23 protein-coding genes and 2 pseudogenes are annotated in these 25,416 nt (G+C 54.9%); 8 read left to right on the top strand and 17 right to left on the bottom strand.

All coding sequences use genetic code 11. The annotated features are described in order from the left end of the window. Nucleotides 1-140 precede the first annotated feature (140 nt). Nucleotides 141-683: a hypothetical protein gene (locus KJF94_RS11360; RefSeq protein WP_214383426.1), complete on the top strand. Its 543-nt coding sequence runs from the start codon at nt 141-143 to the stop codon at nt 681-683. A 99-nt stretch (nt 684-782) separates the two neighbouring features. On the opposite strand, the gene KJF94_RS11355 is transcribed toward KJF94_RS11360, so the two are convergent. The 11 genes and pseudogenes from KJF94_RS11355 to KJF94_RS11310 form a co-directional block, all read right to left on the bottom strand. Next, nucleotides 783-1,142, bottom strand: a complete 360-nt coding sequence (locus KJF94_RS11355; protein ID WP_250548270.1) for a YMGG-like glycine zipper-containing protein — start codon at nt 1,140-1,142, stop codon at nt 783-785. Between the two features lie 182 nt (nt 1,143-1,324). Further along, nucleotides 1,325-1,924 (bottom strand): NAD(P)H:quinone oxidoreductase, encoded by a 600-nt coding sequence (gene wrbA, locus KJF94_RS11350; protein WP_214383424.1) that lies wholly within the window; start codon nt 1,922-1,924, stop codon nt 1,325-1,327. A 44-nt stretch (nt 1,925-1,968) separates the two neighbouring features. Further along, complete coding sequence (locus tag KJF94_RS11345) at nt 1,969-2,445, bottom strand: nuclear transport factor 2 family protein (protein WP_214383422.1); 477 nt, start codon at nt 2,443-2,445, stop codon at nt 1,969-1,971. Between the two features lie 68 nt (nt 2,446-2,513). After that, a complete protein-coding gene (locus tag KJF94_RS11340; RefSeq protein WP_214383420.1) occupies nt 2,514-3,146 on the bottom strand; it encodes a carbonic anhydrase in 633 nt (210 codons plus the stop codon). 221 nt (nt 3,147-3,367) lie between these two features. Beyond that, a complete protein-coding gene (locus tag KJF94_RS11335) occupies nt 3,368-4,315 on the bottom strand; it encodes a LysR substrate-binding domain-containing protein (RefSeq protein WP_214383419.1) in 948 nt (315 codons plus the stop codon). 360 nt (nt 4,316-4,675) lie between these two features. Further along, nucleotides 4,676-5,068 carry a response regulator transcription factor gene (locus KJF94_RS11330; RefSeq protein ID WP_214383417.1) on the bottom strand — a complete coding sequence of 131 codons (393 nt, stop codon included), beginning with the start codon at nt 5,066-5,068 and terminating at the stop codon, nt 4,676-4,678. A gap of 113 nt (nt 5,069-5,181) precedes the next feature. After that, on the bottom strand, nt 5,182-5,817 hold the full coding sequence (locus tag KJF94_RS11325) for a response regulator transcription factor (protein ID WP_214384842.1): 636 nt from the start codon (nt 5,815-5,817) through the stop codon (nt 5,182-5,184). A gap of 17 nt (nt 5,818-5,834) precedes the next feature. Further along, nucleotides 5,835-7,673 carry a PAS domain-containing sensor histidine kinase gene (locus KJF94_RS11320; RefSeq protein ID WP_250548269.1) on the bottom strand — a complete coding sequence of 613 codons (1,839 nt, stop codon included), beginning with the start codon at nt 7,671-7,673 and terminating at the stop codon, nt 5,835-5,837. Nucleotides 7,674-7,863: 190 nt separating this feature from the next. Beyond that, nucleotides 7,864-8,463, bottom strand: a complete 600-nt coding sequence (locus tag KJF94_RS11315; protein WP_214383415.1) for a lecithin retinol acyltransferase family protein — start codon at nt 8,461-8,463, stop codon at nt 7,864-7,866. A 281-nt stretch (nt 8,464-8,744) separates the two neighbouring features. Next, a pseudogene (locus tag KJF94_RS30185) lies at nt 8,745-8,846 on the bottom strand (AraC family transcriptional regulator); the annotation flags it as partial. Nucleotides 8,847-9,039: 193 nt separating this feature from the next. Next, complete coding sequence (locus KJF94_RS11310) at nt 9,040-9,669, bottom strand: LysE family translocator (RefSeq protein ID WP_214383413.1); 630 nt, start codon at nt 9,667-9,669, stop codon at nt 9,040-9,042. Nucleotides 9,670-9,842: 173 nt separating this feature from the next. Between KJF94_RS11310 and KJF94_RS11305 the strand changes: the two are divergent. Next, nucleotides 9,843-10,151 (top strand): annotated as a pseudogene (locus tag KJF94_RS11305) (Lrp/AsnC family transcriptional regulator); the annotation flags it as partial. Nucleotides 10,152-10,233: 82 nt separating this feature from the next. Here the strand turns inward: KJF94_RS11305 and KJF94_RS11300 are convergent. The 6 genes from KJF94_RS11300 to KJF94_RS11275 all read right to left on the bottom strand — a co-directional run bounded on the left by KJF94_RS11300 (nt 10,234) and on the right by KJF94_RS11275 (nt 18,587). Beyond that, nucleotides 10,234-11,166 (bottom strand): GGDEF domain-containing protein, encoded by a 933-nt coding sequence (locus KJF94_RS11300; RefSeq protein WP_214383411.1) that lies wholly within the window; start codon nt 11,164-11,166, stop codon nt 10,234-10,236. Between the two features lie 1,510 nt (nt 11,167-12,676). Beyond that, on the bottom strand, nt 12,677-14,404 hold the full coding sequence (locus tag KJF94_RS11295; RefSeq protein WP_214383409.1) for an ABC transporter ATP-binding protein: 1,728 nt from the start codon (nt 14,402-14,404) through the stop codon (nt 12,677-12,679). 58 nt (nt 14,405-14,462) lie between these two features. Further along, entirely contained in the window at nt 14,463-15,665 is a 1,203-nt protein-coding gene (gene spt, locus KJF94_RS11290) for a serine palmitoyltransferase (RefSeq protein ID WP_214383407.1), read from the bottom strand. Continuing rightward, a complete protein-coding gene (locus tag KJF94_RS11285; RefSeq protein ID WP_250548268.1) occupies nt 15,652-15,915 on the bottom strand; it encodes an acyl carrier protein in 264 nt (87 codons plus the stop codon). The genes spt and KJF94_RS11285 overlap by 14 nt, the downstream gene beginning before the upstream one ends. 33 nt (nt 15,916-15,948) lie before the next feature. Then, on the bottom strand, nt 15,949-16,866 hold the full coding sequence (locus tag KJF94_RS11280; RefSeq protein WP_214383405.1) for an NAD-dependent epimerase/dehydratase family protein: 918 nt from the start codon (nt 16,864-16,866) through the stop codon (nt 15,949-15,951). After that, on the bottom strand, nt 16,863-18,587 hold the full coding sequence (locus KJF94_RS11275; protein WP_214383403.1) for a fatty acyl-AMP ligase: 1,725 nt from the start codon (nt 18,585-18,587) through the stop codon (nt 16,863-16,865). Before KJF94_RS11275 ends, KJF94_RS11280 begins: the two co-directional genes overlap by 4 nt. 407 nt (nt 18,588-18,994) lie before the next feature. On the opposite strand from KJF94_RS11275, the gene KJF94_RS11270 reads away from it, so the two are divergent. The 6 genes from KJF94_RS11270 to KJF94_RS11245 all read left to right on the top strand — a co-directional run bounded on the left by KJF94_RS11270 (nt 18,995) and on the right by KJF94_RS11245 (nt 25,398). Then, nucleotides 18,995-20,137, top strand: coding sequence for an N-acetyltransferase (locus KJF94_RS11270; RefSeq protein WP_214383401.1), 1,143 nt, complete (start codon nt 18,995-18,997; stop codon nt 20,135-20,137). After that, on the top strand, nt 20,121-20,951 hold the full coding sequence (locus KJF94_RS11265; protein ID WP_214383399.1) for a nucleotidyltransferase family protein: 831 nt from the start codon (nt 20,121-20,123) through the stop codon (nt 20,949-20,951). The genes KJF94_RS11270 and KJF94_RS11265 overlap by 17 nt, the downstream gene beginning before the upstream one ends. 72 nt (nt 20,952-21,023) lie before the next feature. Beyond that, complete coding sequence (lptF, locus tag KJF94_RS11260; RefSeq protein WP_214383397.1) at nt 21,024-22,097, top strand: LPS export ABC transporter permease LptF; 1,074 nt, start codon at nt 21,024-21,026, stop codon at nt 22,095-22,097. Next, nucleotides 22,094-23,176: an LPS export ABC transporter permease LptG gene (gene lptG, locus KJF94_RS11255; RefSeq protein ID WP_214383395.1), complete on the top strand. Its 1,083-nt coding sequence runs from the start codon at nt 22,094-22,096 to the stop codon at nt 23,174-23,176. Before lptF ends, lptG begins: the two co-directional genes overlap by 4 nt. Before the next feature lie 154 nt (nt 23,177-23,330). Continuing rightward, a complete protein-coding gene (locus KJF94_RS11250; protein ID WP_250548267.1) occupies nt 23,331-24,437 on the top strand; it encodes a CDP-alcohol phosphatidyltransferase family protein in 1,107 nt (368 codons plus the stop codon). Continuing rightward, entirely contained in the window at nt 24,427-25,398 is a 972-nt protein-coding gene (locus KJF94_RS11245; RefSeq protein ID WP_348772794.1) for a diacylglycerol/lipid kinase family protein, read from the top strand. The genes KJF94_RS11250 and KJF94_RS11245 overlap by 11 nt, the downstream gene beginning before the upstream one ends. Nucleotides 25,399-25,416 lie beyond the last annotated feature (18 nt).

The raw sequence follows: 25,416 nt of genomic DNA, 5'->3' as shown, positions 1-25,416 counted from the left end.
TATCGGGTTTGCTTGGTGGCGGTTGCCAGGTTGGTGTTGCTTGGGTGTGAAGCAATCTTCTGCCGTTTGCTCGATAGCGTCCAAGACCGATATACAATCCTGCGCATAAGTCGTTCCTATAGATGCAGGTCGGAGCGTTCATGAACGTTGAAAACTCAGAGGCGCTGCTATTGATCCCCAACGGCTTTCCGGTTTGGATTGACGTGGCTCAGGCAAGCATTGGAGGGGCGGGCACGGCGATGCGCTTTGTATTGCCCTTACATGCTCACAACCTACCGTTGATGCATCGTCAGGAAACCAAACTGGTGGTGGCGCTCAAGGGCGAACTGGATATTCGTGCCGGTCGACAGCGAATCGCGTTGCTTCAGGAAGGCGAGGCTATAAAACTCGACCCCGGGATCGCTCACCGCATCCATCAGTGTGGAACGGTGGCGAGCACTGTCGGTGCGGTGTTATGGCCAGGTGCGGTCGAACAAGCCTTTCGAGAACTTGCGGTGGCCGCCCTTCAAAAGGCTTATCAACGCAGCGACATGATTGAGATCCTCGCTCGTTACGATGTGGTCTGGACCACGCAATCTCATGACCATGATCCTGAATCGATAACGGTCCGGCCTTTCCGGGATTGGCTAAGCGATCTGCCAGAGGCATTGGCGAGGCTATTAGTGCTGCGGTGGGGATGGTGAAAGCTTTCGCCTCGATCTGGCCGACGAGGCGAAGCTTTGTGTAAGTCGCAGAGGTAAAAGTCAGGGACTGGCGTAATCTACTTCCACAGCCGTAAATTTTTAGGGAGTAACGGCATGCAGTCGTCTGCCTTTGACACTTACCTGTTGGCCGATGGCAAACTCTTCGCGCGGAGAACGCACTACTTGTTCTTCGCCTGTATTACTCCGAACTGTGTAAGCGCGCTCCTCCAGACCGCTTGCTGTCTGGACCTCACGTCCTCCCAACAATCCTAATCCTGCTCCGATCAACGCTCCTAAAGGTCCGCCGACAGCACCTCCAATTAATACTCCAGTGCCTGCACCAAATGCGGCGCCCGCTGTGGTGTCACCAGTTTGTGAGAGGACCTCGTCGGCTCGCGTTGTACCTGCGCTGAAAAGTGAAAGTCCGACAATAACGGTTAAAACACTTAGGTTTTTCATGCTGCCTCCGAATGGCAAGCACCCGGTACCTACCATATTGATCATCATGAGCGACTGACATAAATCGCTCCCTAACCTTTCTTGAGCATCAAATAACACGGATATTTCTGTGGCACTGACTAGCAATCACCTCAGCCAAAAGGCACCACTTTGCGGGAGCCTGGGAGCTATTGGGGGAAGACCTATTCCTTCAGTTTCGCTGCAATTTTTGCGACGTATTGCCCTTGGTGGTGAGCAATACCTAATTCACGCGAGTCCGGTTGGCGGGAGCCATCAGCACCTGCAATGGTGGATGCCCCATAGGGCGTACCGCCGCCTGGTTGCGATACATCGAACAAGGCTGGATCGGAATAACCGATAGGCACAATGACCATGCCGTGATGAGCAAGTGTCGTCCACGTCGAGGTGATGGTCATCTCTTGGCCACCGCCAGTACCCGTTGATGTAAATACACTTGCGACCTTGCCAACCAGTGCTCCGCTAGCCCACAGGCCGCCAGTCTGATCGAGGAAGTTGCGCATCTGTCCTGACATGTTGCCAAAGCGGGTAGGCGTGCCGAATATGATGGCGTCATAGCCAGACAACTCAGCAGGGTTTGCCACTGGAGCCGCCTGGTCAGTTTTGCCATGTGCCGCTTTGAATGCCTCAGGGTCCATGGTTTCAGGAACACGCTTTACCGTGACTTCAACCCCAGGGACGCTGCTAGCACCCTGAGCTACATGCTGCGCCATAGTTTCGATATGGCCGTACATCGAATGATAGAGAACCAGAATCTTGACCATCTTCACGTCCTCGTTTCGCTACATCGTCTGTCGAACGCCGGTTGTTACAGGCCTAAATCAGAAAGACCCGGATGATCGTCAGGGCGACGGCCTAACGGCCAACGAAATTTTCGCTCCGACTCTTTGATTGGCATGTCATTGACGCAGGCAAACCGATGAGCCATCAGTCCGTTTTCAGCAAACTCCCAATTCTCGTTTCCGTATGAGCGATACCAATTACCGGAGTCATCGTGCCATTCGTAGGCGTAACGTACCGCGATGCGGTTATCGGTAAATGCCCACAACTCTTTGATCAGTCGATAGTCCAGTTCTTTGTTCCATTTTCGGGTGAGGAATGCTGCGGCTTCAGCCCTGTTTACTGCGAAGTCGACTCGATTTCGCCACTTGGTATCAGTTGTGTAAGCCAGTGAAACTTTTTCTGCATCGCGGGAGTTCCAGCCATCTTCTGCAAGCCGGACTTTGAGAATTGCCGATTCGCGATCGAAAGGGGGTAGTGGGGGACGGGTTTCAGATTCAGCCATGATTTTCACTCCGAACGTGTGGGGACATCGTGGTCAAGCAGGCAATGTGCTTAGGGAGCAGGTGAGCCCTATGCCGTTGTTTCTGGAAACTCCGCCAATGGAACGAATTTGTTGGTTCTGCCATCGAGCGCGACGATGGACCCTGTCTCGATGTCATAGACCCAACCATGCAGATTCAGCTTTTTCTGTTCCAGAGCCAATCTGACGCTGGGGTGGGTTTTCAGGTTGGAGAGCTGAGCGATAACATTTTCCCGAACCATTGAGCTGACACGTTCTTTGTCGGATGCGTGGGTACGGGTCGCGTTCACTACCTTCGCCGACTCCGCATAGCTCATCCAGGCCGCCACTGCCGGTAAATGATTCAATGATTTGCCACTGGAAACCGCCGTCATTGCTCCGCAATCCGAGTGACCGCAAATGACGATGTCATGGACCTCAAGTACCGCAACGGCATACTCGACAGAGGCGGTGACACCACCCGGCTGTGGTCCATAGGATGGAACTATGTTTCCAGCGTTGCGTATAACGAATAGCTCTCCGGGCTCTTGCTGTGTGAGCAACTCCGGAATGACTCTACTGTCGGAGCACGTGATAAATAACGTTTCTGGGTTTTGAGTAGTGGCGAGATATTTGAAAAGGTCCGTTCGCTGAGGAAAAACTTCTTTTTGAAACTTGATGAAACCTTCGATGAGTGCTTTCATGTGCAAGTTCCGGCGTTAAGCGTCTGGGTGAAATTGCGAAGACCGATGTTAGAGGCCTGACTAAATATCGTCCAAGAATAAGAGGGAGCAATGATTTATTTGTTATATAGGATAAATCTAATGCTGTTGAACGCTCATGCTGGTTGAAGGGCAAATCGTGACTTCGCTTATCAATTACTGCAATAATTAGGCTTGGTTAACCTGAATTATTGACTGAAATTTTAAGCCGCTTCTTTTTTTGCACTAATCTCGAGCAAAGTTCTACTTTTTTCGCTCAAGTAATCAGCTATGCGGGAGCGTAACCAACGCTCGCCTGGATCGTTGTCCAGCGTGGCGCTCCATGACATGGATAGATCGAGGGTCGGGAGAGTCATCGGAACGGGGTCCGCGCGTAGACCACCTTGTCGAATCATGGCCTTGGCCACGTAATCGGGTACGACGGCCAACATCTGCGTGTCCTCAAGCAGTGTTTTAAGCGCACTGTATTGCGGAACTGCCAGGATGATTTGGCGTTGCCGCCCCAGAGATCCCAACGCTCGGTCAATGTAATCGGACGCTTCACCGTTGACCGAAACAGAGACATGTGGGCGATTACAGTACTCGTTGAGGTCCAGAAGACCCGCTATGGTGTTGGCACTTAAAACAGTCGGTCGGATGCTGCGCAGAAATTTTCGTTTGGCATTGGCAGGGAGTTCCCGGCAGTGGCACACGCCCAGTGACACCTCGCCTGTAGCCAGCTGGTTGGCCAGCAATGAATGGTCGGTACGGCGCACGATGAAACTGACTTGAGGCGCTTCCATGCGCAGTTGGCGAAGCAGGCCTGGCAGCAAGGAATATTCAACATCATCGGAAAGCCCAATTCTGAAGATGTTGGTACTGGTTGTGGGATCAAATTCGCTAATGTTGCTCAGCGCAGCCGCCATGTTGTCCAGCGCCGGAGTCAACGTGAGTTGTATTTCAAATGCTCTGCTCGTGGGCTCCATGGTTCGACCCATCCGAATGAACAGCGGATCATCGAAAAACTGACGCAAACGATTCAAGGAGGCACTGATTGCCGATTGACAGAGAAATAATTTCTCACCGGCACGGGTAAGATTTCGTTCGTGCATCAGCGTTTCGAAAACGATCAAAAGACTGAAGTCGATTTTGCGAAGATCGTTTCTATTCATCGTCATCACCAAAAGGGTTGCGGCCCGTCATTGTGCTTCAGCGCGCAAAGAGCGATGTTCAAAGGGCATCTGACTCATTGCCTGTGAGCCTCTAAGCGGACGGTAATGATCAAATCAATTAAACAGCTTTGAAGACCAGTGTTTAATTGAAATTCCGCTTCGTTGGCTTGGATGTATAGTGAATGATGATGACTTGATTAGCACTTCTACGTAGGTTTCACTTTTCTAGGGTATAAGTGGTAGTGGCTAATACTTGAGTATAAGGGGTGTTAATTAAGTGGGCTGGGTGAGTGCGTCGAATAAGAAACAATTAATATTTTTTAGTTAAATAGCGAGGTTTGACAGGGCGCATCGCGGTTGTCAGTTTACGATAAGGCCTGTCTCTCTATTTCTCAGAATTTGCTCAATACAGTCAATCATTACTTGTCCATCAAATGGTTTGCTGAGAAAGCAGATCGCTCCCGCGGATTTTGCACGTTTTTGAACCAACTCCTCCGGGTATGCGGTGATGAAAATAATGGGGATGTCGTGCCCTTTACTGAGGAGTTCAGATTGCAGATCCAGGCCAGACATGCCCGGCATTTGAACGTCCGAGATCAGGCAGTCCGTGCCGTAGCTTTTGGCGCAGGCGAGAAAATCTTCGGCGCAGGAAAAAAGACTGGGTTCACAGCCCATGGAACGCACCAGGCTACTGAGTGCAATTCGACCAGATTCGTCATCGTCGACAATGGAGATCACAGGGACTTTATTCATTGCGCAGATCCTGGCGCGACATCAATGGATTCGAAACAGCTGAAAAGCTATCGCGCCAATTCCACTCTATTTGCCGATACCCTTAAAAGAAATCATACACACGTATGTGTTGCTCAGCGTTTTGGTCCGATCCCCAGGGTTTGTGCCGTTCGGACCAGGTCTGCAAACGACTTTGCGTGCATTTTTTTCATCACATGCCCGCGATGGATTTTGACGGTGATTTCACTGAGATTCATTTCTCCCGCAATCTGTTTATTCATCAGACCCTTGGCTGCGTGGGCCATGACCTCTCGCTCACGTGCTGTCAGCGTTTGGTAGCAGGCATGCATTTCGGCGTCCTGCTGGTCGATTTTCCGACGCTTGGCATCCCTGTGGTGAGCAGCGGCTACGGCATCCAGCAAATCCTGATCGCGGAACGGTTTGACCAGAAAATCCACGGCCCCGGCCTTCATCGCCTTGACTGACATGGCGATGTCCCCATGTCCCGAGATGAAGATGATGGGCAATGCGATCTTCGATTCCACCAACTGATGTTGGAACTCCAGGCCACTGGCGCCTTGAAGCCGTACATCGAGGACCAGACAGCTGGGCGCATCGGGATCGGGTAGTTGTAGAAATTCTGTCGGCGAGGCAAAAGTCTGCACGTGGAGCCCCACCGAACGAAAGAGACTACTGAGCGCTTCGCGCATGGGGGCCTCGTCGTCAATCACAAAGACAACAGGGCCCTTGTCCATGGGCCCCTTATCCATGGAAGAAATATCTTCGTTCACGCAGGCTCCTCATTGCTGGAGGGGAAGGACAAGTGGAATGCCGCGCCTTCACCTGCTTCACTTGTTGCCCAGATGCGGCCACCATGGGCATCAATGATCGATCGACAAATGGATAACCCCATACCCATTCCGTCGGGCTTGGTAGTGTAGAAAGCGTTGAAGAGTTTGGGCATGCTTTGCGGCGATATACCGGGGCCGTTGTCTTTGACATCAACGCACAGTTCGCCCGCATCAGAACGCCTAAGGTGCAAATGGAGTGTGCGATGTTTACCTTTGGTATTGGACATTGCCTGCACACCATTCATGATCAGATTGATGATGACCTGCTGAAGTTGGACGCGGTCACCAATAATCTGGGCCACCTCAGTATCGTATTGATGGTCTAGCACAATTTTGTTCCGTCTGACCTCCCTGTCGACCAGCGCCAATGACTCTTCTATGACTTCCATGAGATCAACCGGGACGCTTTGAGGATCGGTCTTACGTGACATTGCCCGGATACGGCGAATCACCTCGCTCGCTCGATGGGTCTCGCTCATCATCCGCTCCATTGCACTGCGCACCTCGTCGATGTCAGGCACCTCGCGGTTCAACCAACGCAAACCAGCAGTGCCATTTGTGGTAACGGCGGCCAATGGCTGGTTGACTTCATGTGCTATCGATGCCGCCAGCTCACCCAACGTTGTGATTCGGGTCACGTGAGCCAATTCTGTCTGCGAGCGATGGAGTGCTTCCTCCGACAGCTTTGCATCAGTGACATCCATCAGCGCCCCGATGTATTCAAAATTCCCGGTGGCATCCTGAACGGGATGAGCCAACATTTGCACATGCTTGATCCGCCCGTCTGTCATCAAAAGCCGGTATTCCACCTTGATGTGAGGCTCTTTCTGATAGGCGTGCTTGATCGATACTTTGACCAGGTCCAGATCATCTGGATGGGTTTTTTTCAGGACGTTTGACAGCAGCGGTTCCTCGTCGTCGCCGAACTCGAATATCCGCCGAGCCTCGTCGGACCAATACATCTCGCCACTTGGGATTTTCAGACCAATGCTCCCGGTCTGACTCAGCCATTGAGCACCGGCCAGAAACGCTTCGCTGCGTCGCAGGGCATTGATGGCCCTTTTTTGCTCGGTGATGTCGTTGTGAGTGGCCAAAACCGCTTTTGGCTGATTGCTCTCGTCCCGTGACAGGGAGCAACGACTTACAACCGTCACAGGTGTTCCGTCACGTCGGTGTTCCACAACTTCACCTTCCCATCGGCCGGTTTCAATCAGCGAGTTCATCATTTGCTCCCAGGTGAGCGTCAGTTGAGGCCGCAGAAGCTTTCGAAAATCCTGACCGATAGCTTGTGCTTTGGACCAGCCATACAAGGCTTCGGCGCCCGGGCTCCACGTAGTGATGATGCCATCCATGTCTCGAACGATGATGGCGTCGTGGGTTTGCGCGAGCATCCGCACCTGCTCCTGCAACTCGTCATTGGCTGCTTTGTTTTTCAGTGCCAGTAAAGTGGTGATACCGATCGCGGACAGGCTAACCAGGCAACGGGCGAACGCGGAGCTGTTGAAGTCGCTGCCATGGGAAATAAAAAACGCGGCCAACGTCAATCCAAAGCAGGAGAGCGAAACGCCAATTACACCTTTCCGGGAAAACAGGTTCACCGACATCAAAATCACGGCGACGTAGAGCACCGCTATGGCGATATGGATCGAAGTGAGTGTGTCGATGATGAAGATGGCGCCTGCAAGCGTGGCGGCGCCAAATCTCTGGAGGTGCGTATGAGGGGTAGGGTGCTCGGGGTTTTCTACAGCTACCGTCGGTTCAATTGAGATTTTCATATCAATCAATAGGCCTGCTGGGAATGCAATTCGTCACGGGTGATTGCAGTGAACACCCCTGGCGAAATTGCAGCAAGCAAAACCCATATCGGAAGCGAAGCGTGTTGGTTCCTACCGAAAAACGACGTCGCTCCCGTGTTTCTATGAGTGAAGACGGTTAACGTAAAGTTGGGGAAACGTATGTCAGATACTAGGCAATCAAACCTGTCTTCGACGAGAAGAGCATGCGCACCAGGCGGAACGGGCGATGGAGGTACTCGGCAACTTGTGCGCTGTAGCTATTGCCGTTGATGCACCAATTACAAAAGTGTTCGCAGTTGTTTGACATGATTTTGTACTGTGATTCTCCGACTCTCGACATGGCCCGTACAATGATCTCGTCGCTGGAAAAAGCGCATTGTTCGTGATGTACCCAGATGGAACTGCCGTTGCCGAAGCGATCCAGGTCAGTGACTTCGATCGGGCCGGCTTGCAGCGATGCACTCAATCCAGAGTAATGAGCGACCTTGCCATCGCCAAGGTAGATGCCGTGATGAACATAGAACTTGCGCGGACTCACCAGGTGCGATCCTGCGCTCAGGTGATCAGGGTCGCGGACTATGAAGGCTGCATGCTTTGAGTTTGCATCCCATGGTGTTGGCGCACTATTAGCGTTGCAGGCATGGGAACCGTTTTCAAAAAACGGGTCATTCACGTTTGATCCACATTCCATATTGACGACTGCCGAGTTCAAATAGATCGAACCCAGGGAGGATACAATGCCAATTGTTTTCATCAGTAGCTTGTTCATGATGAAGTCCTCTGGAACCTTTGAAAGTAGAGTATCTTTCCAGAGAGAAATAATCAGTCGTGCATAGGTTTGTAGCCGGTAGTCACTGTATATGGGCGTCTCATACTTCAGTATTATTCGGGGCGCAGATCGAGCTCAATCCGAATCGATGATTCATCCGAAAGCCACTCGCACTGGTTGAGCCGAACCTGCCCGAAGGGTTTGTATCAGAAGGTATCCCTAATCTCCCTCCCGCTAACTTTGCATACAAAACGGCAGTCAGCCCGACACGTGCCATCAGCCTCTTCGGCACTGGACAGCCGATAATCCTGATCACGCAACAAAAACACTGCATCTCCTGCATTCAGCTGCTGCGCCTGATTCTGTCCATTGATATGCAGCCAAACCCTTCTCAATCCGGAGCTTAGCCGTACAGCTGGCAGTTGAATCCAAGAGCAGGCAATTGGATCGCCTGTCTGGGCAGGTTAGCCCAATTGAAAGTCGCCCCAGTTGTTAAGGCAGCGATTTCACGCCGGTATCGAAGCGAATGTGCTGGTACCACAGAGGCCAATGAAAAAGCTCTTCAATAATTGGGTTTCAGGCTTGCTGTACCAGTGCCAGCCTTACGGAGAATCCTATGAGAAGAGTACCGAATAGCCACTGCTGAATGCGTTGCGCCAGCGCGCTTCGTTCAAGCCAGCGGCCTACCCATGCGCTGGCGGTTGCAAAAATACTGTCGAACAGAAGCCCTGTAATTACGAGGACGATACCTAACACGGCAAATTGCTCCCATACGGAGGAGCGATTGGGCTCAATGAATTGTGGTAGCAATATTGAGCTGAACAGTAACGCTTTCGGATTGAGCAGATTCGTCAGAAGACCACGCCGGAAAGCTGCCTTCAAGGATGGCGATGCAACGGGATTCTCAGCTGCTGCTGGCGAGCTTGCGCCACTGCTTTTGAACATTTGTAACCCTATCCAGAGTAGATAAGCAGCGCCTGCGTATTTAACGACATCAAATGTCCAAGGAAAAACTTTGAACATCGTTGCCAGCCCCAAAGCGGTCAATGTGACGTGGCAGGCACGAGCAAATGCCAAACCCAGTGCGGTTGCCAATGCGGCCGTTCTGCCTTGTTTTGCGCCGGTTTGCAGCAGCAGGATCATGTCCGGGCCGGGCATTAAAAAGATCATTGAAAGGGCTAAGAGATACAGCGCTTTATCTTCCATTCTGAAGCGGCTCAGTGAGTGGTGAGGGAGATAAATTCTAGGTCCAAGGGGGAGGGCAGGTGGTTGCGTTTTGAACTCAATACTCTGGTTTTTTTGGCAGTTTATGCCATTAAATGTTTATAAAAGGTTTGTGTATGCCAAATTTTCGAAATCCTTAAATAAAGCTCGGTGTTTATCAGGCAACGCTAGATGCAGAGTCGGTGGGGTTGGGGCTGACGGTGTTCGTTGGAGTAAAAGTCGAAAGCCATCATGAGGTTGGAGGCCCGAAAATTTCGAGTGACGGTTCTGGCGCTTGCAGAGGTGGTGTCAGCTTTCCTGATGTCTGGCGAATCAGATTTCCTCCTGCACGTAGTTGTTCCAGACCTGCGTGGGTACGGGCGTTTCCTGACAAATGTCTTGCTGGGCTTCCTGGTGTCAGGGACATTCGCAGCAATAGGTCCAAGGCAGTTGGTTGCAAACTGCATTTCCCAGCCCTGTGGTGACAGTTCCCGCTCAGGAAGAGCCATAATCCCAGCGTTATGATGGTGATACAAACGCCATTGTCTCCAGATTTTCGTACAAAACCTAAAGACTAAAAAATTGATCTCTTCCCCGTTCTTTAGCTACATAGAGAGCTTTATCAGCTTGCGCCAGTAGTACGTTAGACGGGTGCAGTGGACCAAATGTATGAACTGAATAACCGATGCTTATAGTCAAGTAGCCTGTGCTGGAAGCGGAGTGCGGTATTCTCAAATCTCGCACTCGTTGGCATAGCGACTTGACATACAGCGCTGCCTGGTCTTTCGCCATGCCATTGGACAGAATCACAAATTCTTCGCCGCCATACCTGGCTGCAAAATCAGAGCCTCGCTGGAAGGACTTATTCAAACTATCTGCGACACGTATTAACGCTTCATCGCCCGCTTGATGTCCATAAATATCATTGAATGATTTGAAGTGATCAACATCAATAATGGCAAGAGTCAATGAGTCACCATTGCGGCATGCAATTTTACATTGAATTTCTAACTGTGTATCAAAAAAGCGGCGATTGTAAATGCCGGTGAGTCCATCTTTTATGGATAGTTGCTCAAAGTGTATTTTCATTTTTTCGAGAGACTGATGCTCGTCGCGAAGTTGCTGCTGTATTATCATTCTAGGTGTTACATCTTTTTGGATTCCAATAAAGTTGGTTACAGCTCCGTTCTCATCATGAATTGGCGATATGCTTAACTCGTTCCAAAACATAGTTCCATCCTTGCGGTAGTTTCGCAAGGTTACTAGGCAGTACTCGCCTTTTTTAACGGCATTGTGAACAATTTTCAGCTCAGGTTGTTTTCGATCGTTTCTTTGTAGGTATCGACAGTTAATGTTAGTAATTTCTTCGAACGAGTAGCCAGTCATGCGCTCAAAAGCAGGATTTACAAAAATCAACGGATTATCGTCAATGCAATTGTCGGAGATGGTGATACCGTCCCGTGAGTCCATAACCGCTTGTTTTAGAATTTCAATCTTCATGTGAAGTCCGCTAGTAAGATCAAAGGGGAGGGCGCTGTTTTCAAGGGAGCAACATACAGGTATAAAAATTCATTGAGTCACTTAACTTACAAGTGTAGTCGTTGGAAAAGTAAACAATGTCTGTTTTTCTATACTATCCGATCATAGGGGGGATTGATTTCAGTCAAAGGTTCCGCTGAAATCTCCTTATCTGCGCTGAATTTCGTCAGAAATTACACTACATTGGAACACAATGACGCCAGCCGTATTAAGGGCTTCACCGGTCACTTATTTTTCGCGCGACCGCCTGATGATAGGCAACTTCTGGCCGTTTTATGCCTGTTGCGTGAGGCGGCAACCGACCCATAGCGGCCTTCCAGTGCGACCGTGGTGAGGACAGGAGAGCCGGTTTTGCTTGCCTCCAGGAAGCAGCGGTAGCTTTCAAACAGTGGCTGCGGTAACGAAGGCATGGGACGACCTACACAAAGCATGAACTTAGGGCAATGAATATCCGGATATAACAGTTATCGGATATAGACTTGAGTTGAAGGCCTCGATCTGAAACAGGCATACGATCAAAATAAAAGTTAACTAAACTAAATAGCTGTTTAGTGTAATTAACCTCGGAGCCGATTTCGCGCTCATCAGACGGATGGTATCGACGGGTAGTTGGAAAATCAAGTCGCACCATTTTGGCAAAGCTTAGAAACTGCAAGTATAGAATGTGGCTGTGTTGATTTCGGTGAAGGGCGAGCCTTATTGAGCGTTGCGTGTATATATTATCGACTTATCTATTAAACCACGTTCGGTATCGCTCCATTTTTTTTGCGCTGATTCAACCCTCACAGGTTCTGCGAGAGCTGCATCAAGGCATGGGGAACTATCCTGGCGACTCCTCTGGTACGGGCGTAACGAAGCCTTAATCGGTAAAGTCGGGTAGCTCATTTCCGATAATTTCGGTGAATTTCATGTTTTTCCGGCGGTTTAAGAATTCGTTTGTAGCTTCATAATTCTGATCCACGAGCCAGAGCGTGCCTCTTTATGGTTTTGCGGGGATTCCGGTGACTCAAGAATTATTGTCCGTGACTTGTGAGTCGTCACACCTTTTCACCCAACGTTTAATCGGTCTGTTTCGGACAATCCAAATTACAATTGATCTCTATAAATTCGTCCGAAGTTCGCCCAAAGCAGGCGCAGCGCTTAAGGTTGAATGAAACCGCATCTTCCAACCTTTAACTGCATCAGACCGCCAGCAACGCAGGTAACCGCTCTAAAATGGTATGTCTGCCGGATGGGCTTTCGTTTGTGAGCCTTAAAAGATTCGCAGGACTCTTTTCCATAAGTTCTACCTAAAATCAGCTTTTCGCCGTAAGAGGCTGACTTGGCTAGGATTCCAGCTTTTATGCGCCTTCAGTCCAATTTTTAGCTGATCGTCACAAGATCTGCGTGCAACGGGGCCAGCCTCGAAACATTTTGTTACGTGTAATGTATATTATGTTAAATCATGTATTGCTCTATAGATACGCATACTTCAGGCTTTCGCCTCGTCAGTCCGAGTGCCGTCAGGATCGACGGCATTGTGTATGGGCGAAATCTTGCCATCTCGCACCTCGAGAATCTGGTCTGCAATGCGGATCACGGCAGGACGATGGGACACCGCAATGACGGTGATGCCAGGGGTCAGATTCTTTAGCACCTGGCATATTTCGGCCTCCGATTCCGGATCGAGCGCGCTGGTGGCTTCGTCCAGGATCAGTAGCCTGGGGCGATGCGCCAAGGCACGCGCGATGACGATACGCTGCCTTTGCCCTCCGGAAAGTTTGGCACCGCGCTCGCCTACGATCGATTGCAGCCCGCCGGGACACTCCTGCACGAACTGCCATGCACCGGCTTGACGGAGCGCGCGCTCTGCGTCGGCAGCATTCAGGGCCCTGTCGCCCAAGGTGACGTTCGCCAGGATGCTATCGTGCAGCAGCAAGGTTTCCTGTGTGACGTAGCCGATCATGCGGCGCCAGGCCTTCCTGTCCAGGTCATGCAAGTCACATTCGTCTACTCTGATGCGTCCGGACTGTGGCTCGAGCAGCGAACAGATCAGGTCGAGCACGGTGGTCTTGCCTGCACCGGAAGGACCGATCATGGTGGTGAATGAACCGACCGGAAAGCTCATCGACACGTCGTCAAGAACCTGCCGCCCCCCGTAGCCAAAGTTGATATTTTCGAAAACGATATGCCGCTTCAAGGCAGGAGCGCAGGTCCCTCCAGCAGGCTCGGCATCGGCATTAGCGTTGTCGATCGACTCTTTAATGGCCCAGTAGGCGCTCTCTTGCGCGGCCATCCGGTGATAGCGCTGCTGCGCCTTGTGCAGCAGCCCCAGCATGCGCACCACCACGAATATGAGCACCATCACCGAAGACAGCGGCAGTCCGCCGATGACAAGCCCCGCGTAGAGGCCCGCTGCGGCAAGGATCGCAAGCATGGGCTCCTGCAAGGCTCTCAGCGTTTCGCGGCTCATTACTTCGCGCTCTAATGCTGCGTTGAGCTCGCCGGCATGACGACGCAATAGAGAATCGGCGATGTCATCTCGGGCCATGGCTTTGAGCGGTTTCACCGAAGCAAGCGTGTCCGTCAGGTAGACCAGCAGCTCGCGCATCAGTCGGGTTTGGCTTTTCCCCACGCGTCGCGATGTCTTCACCAGTCCCCGCACGGCCACCAGTAAAACAAAGCCGATCAGCAGCGACAGGATCGCTGCCTGCCAGGAGACAAAAAGCGCAATGATTGCGTAGGCTGCTGCCTGAATACCCAGCGCCAGCATATTGGCCGCATGCTCATAGGCGGTAGAAGCGCGGAAGGCTTCGCTTGCCACGGCGTTGGCCAGTGCTCCGGCCGGTTGGCGTAGATAATATTCCCAGCGGCTGCCCAGCGACGCTTTGATAAGGTCAATACGCAGGTCGGTTGCCACATGCGCCACGGTGTAGCCGACCTGTCGATTGCCCAGCAGGATCAGCAGGTTGCTCAGCGTCATGCCCACGACAATGATCACCAGCATGTTCGGGATCGAGGGTTCCAGGCCAATCGTGTCCATTATCCCGAAGACCTGGACCGCCAGCTTTGAATGGGGCTGGTCTTCAAGCACGGCCGATATCAGGGGAAGCATCGTGCTCAGGCTGATGCTTTCAACCACCCCTGCCAACAGCAGACTCAGCAGCATCAGGACGGTGCGGGCCGGATAGGAGCGGCCGAAGGCAAAAATAATCCGCATGAGTGTCGTTCACTATGACGTAGGTAAAGATTAACTCACCAACAGCTCGCGACACTCATCAAGCGCCCACTGTGACGAGGCCCATCGGGCCACGCAATGAAGCGAAGGCCTCGATGATCTGGTCTATTTGTTCAGATGTATGAGCCGCACTGACGCTGCAACGCACCAGGGTAACGGCGCCGGGTGTCGCGGGAGGAAGGACCAGATTGACATAGACGCCCTTCTCTATCAGCGCCCGCCAGACGGCCAGGCCCTCGTGAGGCGACTTCAGCATGACGGCAATCACCGGACTGGCTTGCGGCCCCAACTGGTAGCCTGACTCTGCCAGACCTTGATAAAGCCGCCGGGCGTTCGACCACAGCTGACGCCGCAACTCCGGGCGTTTCTTGATGGCTGCCAGCGCCGACCTTACCGAGGCTATCGCCGAGGGGGCTGGTGAAGCAGTAAAAATATAAGGTCTGCTGGCGTAGCGAAGCAGGTCCATTTGCGCGTCGTGACAGGCGGCAAATCCGCCGACGGCGCCCAGGCTCTTGCTGAACGTGCCCAACAGAATGTCCACCTCCGAGTCCACGTCCAGCTCCTCGGCCAGCCCTCGCCCGTTGGCCCCCAGGACACCAAAGGAATGCGCCTCGTCAACTAACAGGTAACCTCCGAGACGGCGCTTGACCTCGACTATTTCTCTGAGCGGAGCCTGGTCACCCAGCATGCTGTAGATCCCTTCCACCAGAATAATCGCTTCCCGCGCGCGGTCGCCGAGCCGGACCATGCGCCGTTCCAGATCAGCGACATCGTTATGGCGAAAACGGATGATCTCTGCCCCTCCCAGCTTGCAAGCGTCGTAGATGCTCGCGTGGCAGTCCGCGTCAAGCAGCACCACCTCGCGCGCACCCGCCAGCGTTCCGATGACACCCAGATTGGCGACATACCCGGTCGAGAACACAATGACAGAACGGCGCCCCAGAAAATCAACCAGTTCGTCCTCCAGCGCGCTGTGCCCGGCGTAACTGCCGTTGGCCATGCGAGAGCCGGTGGTGCCGGTTCCTTCAAGCTCCAGTGAGCGCTGCGCCGCCTTGATGCTATCGGGGTCGAAAGTCAGCCCGAGATAATTATTGGTGCCGGCCAGAATGACCCTTTGTCCCTGAATACTGCCCTCGGTCGGGGAATACATCTCGTCGATGCGAATTCCAAAAGGATGCAGTTGTGAATCCGAGAGACTGGCGCGCTCGGTTGCCAGCTTGCCGAATTTGTCAAACAGTCCCATCGGCATGCTCCATCAGGTTAAGAATGGCGTGAGACAACTGCGCAGGCGTGCGCACATCCATCAAAATATTGAGATGGATCGAGATGTCGAATTCGTCTTCCAGTTCCATCAGCATGTCCATCACCTTTATCGACTCCATCCCCAGGTCCTGGGCCAGGTCGGTATTCGGGTTGATTGGCGTTCCTGGTGGTGCGAGCCGCCCGATGAGTAACATCACCCTTTCGAGTATCGTTTCTTGTGTGATCATCATGGGTCTCCTTGAGTTCAGTGGCTCTTTGCCCGCTCAGAACAGGTGATTGCGCAACGCTTGCCGTAAGAGAATCCGGGGCTCCCAGCCCAATGTCGCGCTGATGAGGGCATTGCTGCAGGTCCAGTCAGGGTGCATCAGCTCATTGACTTTACCGGGGGTCAGCATGGGTGCACGCCGGGTGAAACGCGACAGCACCAGATTCGCTCGTGCGATCCCTTTCAATACCGCGGCAGGCATTACCGCTTGCCGTACCGGTGCATTGCGGATGTCGGAGGCGATGCTGGCCAGGCTTGCCCAGTTGTACCCCTGCGCCTGGCCGTCACACAACTCAAAGGTCTGCGATTGCACGACAGGTGCATCCAGCCACTGCATGACGGCACTGACCAGATCGTCCACATGGAGAAAGCTCAGCAGTGAATCGCCTTGACCAAGGGTCACCAGCCAGCCGCGCAGAAGCCATTCGAACACGGGACGCAACTCGCGGTCGCCCGGCCCATACACGGCGGTCGGCCTGAAAATACAGACGGGAATCGCCCCCGCAACGGCCCTGACCTGCCGTTCGCCTTCGAACTTGGAAGCGGCGTACCAGGACAACGTCGGATGCCTGGCCGCAAGGGACGAGATCAGCAGAAAACGCTCGCAACTGCCGCCAAGCCGCGCCGCCTCCATCAAGCGCTTGCTGCCCTGCACATTGACCGCATCGAAATCTCGGGCGTCCCTGCCCCTGACCTTGCCTGCGCAGTGAATGACGGCATCCGCCCCTCTGGTGAGCTCGGCGAGGGCATGTTCATCTTCCAGTGTTCCCTTGATCCACTTTGTTCCATCCTCTGCCGTCCCGCCCCTGGAGCGAGCCAAGGCACGGACCTCCACGCCACGGGCGACGAGTCGTTCGCGTAGGACGCTGCCGATGAAGCCAGTCGCGCCAGTGAGCGAAACAACGCGAGCGCTCACGTCTCCTCCAGTGCTGGATAAGGAAGATCGGTGTTCGCCTGGGCCATGAATCGTTCTAGGGCTTCGGCACGGGAAGGCTTGCCAGAGGAGGTTCGAGGCAGCGAGTGAGGAGGTACAAGGTGTACGTCAGCAGCGAGACCGAATTCACTGAGGATCTTCGCGACCAGGGTACGGACCAGGTGCTCGCGACTTTCCGGCTCACGGATACGGCATTGAATCTGGACCACGACTTTTGGCACATCATCGCCGGGAACGACAAATACGATGGCATCGCCGGGCCTCAGTTCGGGTTCGGACTCCACCAGGTATTCAATATCCTGCGGCCAGATGTTTCGACCGCGGACGATGAGCAAATCCTTGCGCCGACCGGTGATATGGAGTTCACCTTGTGACAGATAGCCCAGGTCACCGGTGTCCAGCCAGTCATCTTTCAAGGCTGCCTGGGTGCTCTGCGGGTCATTGAAATAACCTGACATTACGCTGGGCCCCTGCACGAATATCTGCCCTACCTCACGCTCCGCAACCACAAGCCCCGCAGCGTTGCGGATTTCGACGCGATGGCCGGGCAACGGTGCGCCACAATTGGTAAAGGCACAGCTTCCCGGATCATCGGCGGCGCACTTCTGCGCCCTGAGCTGATACTCCAATACCTGGCGATCGACATGATCCACCAATATCCCGCGGCGGGCGAAGCTGACGGCAAGTGTGCTTTCCGCGAGACCGTAGCAAGGCATGAATGAGGCCGGATCGAATCCGGTGTCGAGAAAACAATCCGCGAAACGGCTCAACACCGATGCACGAATGGGCTCGGCGCCGATCCCCGCGACACGCCAGCAGGAGAGATCCAGCGTCGCTTTTTCCTGGGCCCTGACTCGCCGGGTACAAAGGTCATAGCCAAACGGCGGAGATACCGAAACAGTCACCCGATTCTGGCTGATAAGCTTGAGCCATTGGCCGGGCCGAGTGGCGAAATCCCGGGTCTGCAAGTAGTCGACAGTCAGTTGCGCCGCCATGGGCGCGAGGACAAAACCCACCAGCCCCATGTCATGGTAAAAAGGCAACCAGGAGGCGCACCGGTCCCCCGGACGAACGCCGACCCCGTCCACGACGATGCCTCTGACGTTGGCCATCACCGCGCGCTGGGTAATGATTACGCCACGAGGAAAGCGGGTACTGCCAGAAGTGTATTGCAAATAGGCGATGTCCTCCGCAAAGACGGTGGGAAGGGTCTGCACCGCGGGCAATTCGCCCAATTGCTCAACGGTTCCTACGAATACCTGCCGGGTGTCCTCCAGCGCTTCGCGGATATAGGGAAGCCATTCCTCCAACCCTAAAACGGCCGCCGGGGCGCAATTGGCGAACAGCCCTTTCAACTTGTCCACGTAGGAACGATGGCTTCCCAGGCTGGAAGGAAGCAGAAGAGGAACGGCGATCAGGCCGGCGTATTGGCAGGCGAAAAAGGACTCGACAAAGCTGGGGTGCGTATCGGCGATGAGCGCGACCCGGTCGCCTTTCTTCAACTTGAGCCCAAGTAGCCGCTGAGCAATCGCGACAGCATTACTTCTGAGCGTCGCGTATTCAACCGAGGTACTCAAGTGGCAATGCCTGTCGTAGAAGTTCATGCCGGTCTGACCTGAAGCGGCATAATCGAGTGCTTCCACTAGCGTGGAAAAGTCGGCTAGACGTTGGGCCAATATCTGATTTGTGATGGTCGCAGACATAAAAAAACCCATCCATTTAGCCCATGTAAGGATAAGTCAAATAGCGGGTTGATCAGCGGCGCCAGTAAAGAACGTGCCGTTTTACTGCCCTCAAATCCGTTTCATGGAGTTCAGGCCCCAAGGATATCCGGCTCGGCCTTTTCAATTAATTACAAAGCCTAACGCAATACTAATCGGCATCTGGGTGATCGCAAATTTTTTCCCGGGTGAGCGACGACTGGCGATTATCGAATGTAGCAATTGCACTTCGTTCTCAAACGCAACATTTGTCGCAAAGGCCCGGTTTATCCAGGGCACTGGACCATTGTTTGCAGCACCCCCTGCCCTGCTCCAATACTTCAGCTACGCTTTCTCAGGTACTGAAAAAGAGATGCTAGTTCAACTGCTACGGACTTTTGTGGCCAACGATGATCGATAACAAGTTACCAATCATTACTCGACCCGTCCTCACACGTTTGGATCTCAAGACATTCATCAGTTTCCCCGGCACCCTGTATCGCAACGATCCTTGCTGGATCGAGCCGATCCATTACGAGCGCCATGAACTCCTTTCTGAAAAGAATCCCGCCTCCCCCCATCTGACATGGCAGGCGTGGCTGGCCTGGTCGGGAACGGAAGTCGTGGGGCGTATCACCGCACAGATCGACAACCTTCACCGGGAATTGCACGGCCATGATTCGGGTCACTTCGGGATGCTTGAAGCCGTGGACGACCCCGCCGTATTCGACAGCCTGTTCGCGGCTGCAGAGGCCTGGCTGCGTGAACATGGCGCTGCACGCATCACAGGCCCCTTCAACCTGACCATCAACCAGGAAAGCGGGCTGCTGGTGGAGGGGTTCGATCGTCCCCCGTCCGCCATGATGGGACACGGACAGCGTTATTATGACCAAAGGCTCGCCGCCCTGGGCTACCGGCAAGCCAAGGATCTGCTCGCCTACTGGATGCGCACCGACCAATTGCACTTCCCACCGGCCTTGTCGGCGATGATGGCGCGTGAGCGAAAACGCGTTGTGATCAGGCCCCTGGACACCCGTCAGTTCCGGCGGGACATGCGAATCCTGCGAGAAATATTCAATGATGCCTGGAGCCGCAACTGGGGCTTCGTACCCTTCACCGAATCCGAATTTTTTGAGCTTGGCAGCCAATTGAGGCTGTTGGTCCCCAAAGACATGTTGTACATCGCCGAAGTCGACGGCGAGCCCTGCGCGTTTATCGTGGCCATACCCAACATCAACGAGGCGATCGCTTCCCTCAAGGGGCACTTGCTGCCCTTTGGCTGGCTGCGGCTGCTGTGGCGGCTGTATGTCAAGGGCACGCGGACTGCGCGCGTGCCCCTGATGGGCGTCAAACAGGCTTACCAGTTCAGCCGATTGGGACCCACACTTGCCTTGCTATTGATCGAAGCGCTCAAGCCGCCCTTCGTCAAACGCGGTATAGAAGCCCTGGAAATGTCCTGGATCCTGGAATCGAATGCGGTCATGCGCAAGATCCTCGATCAGATCGGTGCCACCTCTTACAAGCGCTACCGGATTTATGAAAAGCGAATCTGAGGCGAGACAGTTCACCGCTTTGGTCCTGGCTGCTGACAGGGGCCCGGCCGATCCCGTTGCCGCCATGGCCGGGACAGGCTGCAAGGCACTGGCGCCGGTGGCTGGGGTACCCATGGTCCGTCGCGTCATCGAGGCGCTGGAGACCTGTGACCGGATCGACCGAATCGTACTGGTAGGCCCTGCACGGAATTTACTTGCGCAAGATGCCTCGATGACGCAACTGCTGGACACCGCCAGAGTCAGTTGGCTGGAACCCGCCAGCTCCCCCAGTGCCAGTGCGGCGCGGGCGCTGGTGCGTCAACCCGCAGACAGGCCAGTGTTGGTGACTACGGCGGATCATGCGCTGCTCTGCCGGGAAATGGTCGACTATTTTCTTCAGCAAGCGACTGCAGGCAGCCATGACTTTGTGGTGGCGGTGACACCACTGGACACGGTTCTGGCTCGTTTTCCAGGAACCCGCCGAACCAGCATTCGGCTTCGCGGCGGCCCGTATTGCGGCAGCAACCTGTTCGCCTTCATGACCGAGGATGCTCGACGCCTCGCCAGCTTCTGGCAACGGCTCGAACAGGATCGCAAGCATCCCGGGCGGGTCATCGCCGGCGCTCTGGGCCTTCAGGGAGTACTGCGCTATTTGTTGGGGCGGTTAACCCTGGAACAGGCGCTGCAACAGCTTTCCGGCAGGTTGGGGGTGAGTATCGGCGCGGTGATCATGCCCTTTGCGGAGGCCGCTATCGATGTCGATTCGCCGCTGGATTATCAAATGGTGGAGAGGTTTCATGCCCAGAGATATCAATCGATACCGAGCGATACCTGATGAATCCGGACGGCAGAAATGCCCGATCGCCCGAGTGCAGTGCTGGCATGGCGAAAGGTCAGGGACCGGGATATGTTCCTGATCGAACGCTACGTGATCGCCGAAATCCGGCGGCCGGTGGTGGTGATGGTCAGCATCCTGGTGTTCATCTTTGCCAGCTATTCCGCAGAGCGGTATCTCTCTGACGCAGTCGAGGGCACTCTCGCTTTGCAGGCAGTACTGGAGATGGTGTTCTACAAGGTACTGATTGCCCTAGAAATGCTGGTGCCGGTGGCTTTATATGCCTCGGTAACGCTTGCGGTTGGACGCCTGTGCCATGATTCCGAAGTCATTGCGATAGCGGCCTCGGGTGCAAGCCCGCTGCGGATCTATCGGGCTGTCCTGCTGCTGGCAATTCCAATCTCGCTGGCGGTGGCAATGCTTTCGCTCTACGGGCGCCCCTGGGCTTATACGCAGGCCTATGTACTGGAACAGCAATCCCGAACAGATCTGGACGTCAATCATCTGCAAGCGCAACGGTTCAACCTGAACAACGAAAACGGCAGGATGATTCTGGCAGAACGGATCGACCGGACTGATGGCCGGCTCCACGACGTGCTGATCTATGATCCGGGTGACTCGAGATCCCGTGTGTTTCGCGCCGAGCAAGCCCGCATCCTGGATCCAGATCCAGACGATCCGATCGTGGAGCTGACGCAAGGCCATTCCTATTTGCTCAAGCACAGTGCTTCACGGGACATTTGGGAAAAGTTTGAGCATATGCGGCTGCACTTGCTACCCATCGAACGGGCCGCCGAGGGTAAGCGCAAGGCGGCTTCCAACGAAGTGCTGAAGGCTTCCAGCGCGCCTCTGGACAAGGCCGAATTGCAATGGCGCCAGACGCGGGGCGTAAGCGCGACGGTACTTGCATTGCTCGCCATTCCGTTGAGCCGCACCCGGCCCAGGCAGGGACGATTCGCTACCCTGCTGCCCGTGACCGCCGTCTTCGCCTTGATCTACTACGCCGCGGACATTTGCAAGACGATGGTGGGCAACGACACCCTGCCCTTGTATCCGGGTTTGTGGACAGTGCCGCTAATGATGAGCCTGGCCCTGCTGATTTTCCTGGCGCGCGATCTGGCAAACTTTCGGTTCGGCTACCGATGAAAATCCTCGACCGCTACATTACCCGTCATGTGTTCTTCGGCTTCGCGGCGGCGGCGGCGCTGCTGCTACCGCTGTTCACCACCCTCGACCTGGTGGGTGAACTTGACGACGTAACGCCTGGCGGATACCGGTTGAGCCAGGCCATCGAAGTCGTATTCATGACGCTGCCACGCCGTGTTGTCGAGCTTGGACCCTTTATCGCCCTGCTGGGTGGCATTGCTGCGCTGGGTCAACTGTCAGCCACCCGGGAACTGACGGTCATGCGCGCCACCGGGCTGTCGATTGCCCGGATCGGGTTCACGGCGACGCTGGCCGGGCTCGCGCTGGCGCTGGCATGGGCGGCGCTGGATGAATGGGTGGCCTCTCCCCTCCAGCAAAATGGCCTGGAACTGCGCAACGAGGCAATGGCCGCCGGCGCGCAGTCCAGCAACGATCAAGGGAGTGTATGGGCTCGACAGGACGATCAGATCGTACGTATTGGCAATCTTCAGCACAAACGGTTGCCGGTGAATATCGAGATCTTCAGGTTCGACAATGACCGTTCACTGGTTTCCTACATCTTTGCAGAGACGGCGGACATACAGGACGCAGGCCAATGGCGTTTGAACAATGTCCAGGTGAAACAGTGGGACCAGGGCGCCGAAACTACGCAGCAACTCGATCATATGCCTTGGCACTCGATTTTTGGCGGAGCACGATTGGGCGACATCACGCTGCCGACCGAAAGCCTGTCTGCCCGCCAGCTCTACCGTTACATCGCGTACCTCAAAGGCTCGGGCCAGCCCTCGGCACAATACGAAATGGCGATGTGGCAAAAGCTCGGGCGACCGATCCTGACCCTGGCGATGATCCTGTTCGCCATCCCGTTTGCCTTTGCACAACCGCGCTCGCCCAACCTGGGGGCGCGGTTGGCATTGGGTGCGCTCGTCGGGTTAATGGTCTATGTAAGTAATCAGATCATCGTAAACCTCGGTCTACTGCTAAAGATGAACATCCTGATTACTACTTTGGGGCCGGCACTGGTCTTGCTCGCAGTGGCTATTGTGATGGTGGGACATCTGGACCGGGGCAGTCGTTGAAACCGGTCATGCTATTCAATGGACAGGGCGTTGCCGCCCGCTCCTTCAATCAATGTGATTCGGCGCAGGCGGAACAATGAAGACTCCCGTATACCTGATCTGTAGTAGCCCGGTGCGGCTGTGGGGCCTGACGTCCAGGGAGCGAGTGGGCCGTATGCTCGCAAAGCTTCCCAACGCCCATCTCTGCAATGCAGACGATCCGTTGCCGGCACAAGGTGAAGTCGTCCTGCTGCGCGAGGATTACCTTTACGATGACCGCGTGCTCCGGGGGCTGATGGCAACGCCTGAGGTCGCTCTACAGGATCCGCGGACCGGTACCATCGTCGCAGCCCACGCCAGTGTCGACCGGCTCGCACACTTGCCCAGCCTGGACAGTGACGCCGTAGCCGGATTACGCAAAGTGGTTCCCGGCACCGTGGCCACCGCGATGCAGACACAACTGCGCAAATTCGATCCGCCGTGGGTCGCGCAAATCACCGCTGCCAATCAGGCACATCTCGAGAAGTCTCTGTTCAACGGTTCCTACAAAGGCGTCACCGACTTCATCACCCGCGCGATCTGGCCTGTCCCGGCTCGCTGGGCCACCGTCTGGTGCGTGCGGCTGGGGCTCAGTCCCAATCAGGTCACGGCAGCCAGCTATGTCCTGGCCATCCTGGCAGGCATTCTGTTCTGGCATGGGCATTTTGGCGCGGGCCTGGTCGCCGGCTGGCTGATGACGTTTCTGGATACGGTGGATGGCAAGCTGGCACGCGTCACCGTGACCTCCACTCGTTTCGGAAACATTTTCGACCATGGCCTGGACCTGATACACCCACCGCTCTGGTATATCGCGTGGGGAATGGGGTATGAGGCAACCTGGGACTCGGATATCCCCCTCAGCCCTGTGCTCTGGGCCATTTGCCTGGGCTATGTCGCAGGTCGGCTGTGCGAAGTTGCGTTCAGGTTCGCCGCGCCTTTTTCGCTGTTTCTCTGGCGCCCCTTCGACTCACTCAACAGGCTGGTGACCGCGCGACGCAATCCCAATTTGCTCATATTGACCTGCTTATGGGCGGTGGATGCCCATGACACGGGGTTGATCTGGGTGGCCGTCTGGACCTGCGTCTCGACCCTGGTGCTGGGGGTTCGCACGATGTCCGCCATTGTCTTGAAGCACCGAGGTCACCCGCCACAGCCCTGGCTTAGTCGAATCGACATGGCCGCCGAAAGCGACCGTTTGATTGTGCGGATGTTCGCGCCCCGCTCCGGCCTCAATGATGCATGACGCCTGCTCGCGGCCACAGAAAGTCGGAATCTTGCTCAACCCTTGCAGCGGAACCATTCGACGCGCCTTGCCCAAGTTCCGCCTGCTCGCTCGAAACGTACGCGGCGCTGCTGTACTCGAAGCGACTACCCCCCAGCAGATCGCCCACGCCGTGCGCCACTTCCAGCTCAGGGAAAGTGACCTGCTGGTCATCCTGGGTGGGGACGGAACGCTGCAAGCCGCCATCTCCAGTCTGCTGAGCCGCGAGCCTTCAAGCCTACCCATCGTTCTGGTTGTACCGGGGGGCACCACTAACATGAGCGCGATCGATCTGGGCGCGCACCTGAGCGTCGAAAAGGCCTTGATGAGCTTATCCAACTGGCTCGCCGGGAACGTCGCCACGCCAAAAATCGTATCCCGCGCGGCACTTCGGGTTGATGACCCGCTGTGCCACGGACCGCGATTCGGGATGTTCTTCGGCATTGGCGCTGTTGTGAACGGGGTGCGCTACTACCATCGAACGCTGCGGCCCAAACGCGTACCCGGGGCGCTGGGACCGTCGCTGGCCTTCGGCCGAATGCTGCTTTCAGCGCTGCACAACTTGCCGCACGATCTGTTCCGGGCATTGCCTGCTCGCCTGGGCACCCAACATGGTGTCTGGGAAGGCGACTGGCTGGTGGTGTTTGCCACCACCCTGAACAGGCTCCTGGCTGGGAGCAGACCTTATTGGGGCACCGAACAGGAGCCCATTCATCTGACCGCCATCGCACATCGGCCCAAACGACTGGCCCTCATCCTACCGTTCCTGCTCTGCGGGCGGGCCATCTCGATGATCAAAGAGCAGGATGGTTACTTCAGTCACAATTTCACCCGGATGGATCTCGGTGGTGCTGACGAGTACGTGCTGGACGGTGAAATTTTTGCAGCACAAGGCACGATCACGTTAGCCGCCACGGACCCGATCCGCTTCATGACCTTTTAGGACAATTGAGATCGATGC

Source organism: Pseudomonas hormoni (genome assembly GCF_018502625.1).
GTDB classification, from domain to species: domain Bacteria; phylum Pseudomonadota; class Gammaproteobacteria; order Pseudomonadales; family Pseudomonadaceae; genus Aquipseudomonas; species Aquipseudomonas hormoni.
The sequence above is the reverse complement of the archived record's forward strand: the minus strand, read 5'-3'. Positions and strand labels throughout refer to the sequence as shown.

Bases quoted from the DNA above. Each gene is read 5' to 3' on its own strand.
- KJF94_RS11360 (WP_214383426.1), top strand. From the start codon at position 141: ATGAACGTTGAAAACTCAGAGGCGCTGCTATTGATCCCCAACGGCTTT.
- KJF94_RS11355 (WP_250548270.1), bottom strand. From the start codon at position 1,142: ATGAAAAACCTAAGTGTTTTAACCGTTATTGTCGGACTTTCACTTTTC.
- wrbA (WP_214383424.1), bottom strand. From the start codon at position 1,924: ATGGTCAAGATTCTGGTTCTCTATCATTCGATGTACGGCCATATCGAA.
- KJF94_RS11345 (WP_214383422.1), bottom strand. From the start codon at position 2,445: ATGGCTGAATCTGAAACCCGTCCCCCACTACCCCCTTTCGATCGCGAA.
- KJF94_RS11340 (WP_214383420.1), bottom strand. From the start codon at position 3,146: ATGAAAGCACTCATCGAAGGTTTCATCAAGTTTCAAAAAGAAGTTTTT.
- KJF94_RS11335 (WP_214383419.1), bottom strand. From the start codon at position 4,315: ATGAATAGAAACGATCTTCGCAAAATCGACTTCAGTCTTTTGATCGTT.
- KJF94_RS11330 (WP_214383417.1), bottom strand. From the start codon at position 5,068: ATGAATAAAGTCCCTGTGATCTCCATTGTCGACGATGACGAATCTGGT.
- KJF94_RS11325 (WP_214384842.1), bottom strand. From the start codon at position 5,817: ATGGATAAGGGGCCCATGGACAAGGGCCCTGTTGTCTTTGTGATTGAC.
- KJF94_RS11320 (WP_250548269.1), bottom strand. From the start codon at position 7,673: ATGAAAATCTCAATTGAACCGACGGTAGCTGTAGAAAACCCCGAGCAC.
- KJF94_RS11315 (WP_214383415.1), bottom strand. From the start codon at position 8,463: ATGAACAAGCTACTGATGAAAACAATTGGCATTGTATCCTCCCTGGGT.
- KJF94_RS11310 (WP_214383413.1), bottom strand. From the start codon at position 9,669: ATGGAAGATAAAGCGCTGTATCTCTTAGCCCTTTCAATGATCTTTTTA.
- KJF94_RS11300 (WP_214383411.1), bottom strand. From the start codon at position 11,166: ATGAAGATTGAAATTCTAAAACAAGCGGTTATGGACTCACGGGACGGT.
- KJF94_RS11295 (WP_214383409.1), bottom strand. From the start codon at position 14,404: ATGCGGATTATTTTTGCCTTCGGCCGCTCCTATCCGGCCCGCACCGTC.
- spt (WP_214383407.1), bottom strand. From the start codon at position 15,665: ATGGGACTGTTTGACAAATTCGGCAAGCTGGCAACCGAGCGCGCCAGT.
- KJF94_RS11285 (WP_250548268.1), bottom strand. From the start codon at position 15,915: ATGATGATCACACAAGAAACGATACTCGAAAGGGTGATGTTACTCATC.
- KJF94_RS11275 (WP_214383403.1), bottom strand. From the start codon at position 18,587: ATGTCTGCGACCATCACAAATCAGATATTGGCCCAACGTCTAGCCGAC.
- KJF94_RS11270 (WP_214383401.1), top strand. From the start codon at position 18,995: ATGATCGATAACAAGTTACCAATCATTACTCGACCCGTCCTCACACGT.
- KJF94_RS11265 (WP_214383399.1), top strand. From the start codon at position 20,121: ATGAAAAGCGAATCTGAGGCGAGACAGTTCACCGCTTTGGTCCTGGCT.
- lptF (WP_214383397.1), top strand. From the start codon at position 21,024: ATGTTCCTGATCGAACGCTACGTGATCGCCGAAATCCGGCGGCCGGTG.
- lptG (WP_214383395.1), top strand. From the start codon at position 22,094: ATGAAAATCCTCGACCGCTACATTACCCGTCATGTGTTCTTCGGCTTC.
- KJF94_RS11250 (WP_250548267.1), top strand. From the start codon at position 23,331: ATGCTCGCAAAGCTTCCCAACGCCCATCTCTGCAATGCAGACGATCCG.
- KJF94_RS11245 (WP_348772794.1), top strand. From the start codon at position 24,427: ATGATGCATGACGCCTGCTCGCGGCCACAGAAAGTCGGAATCTTGCTC.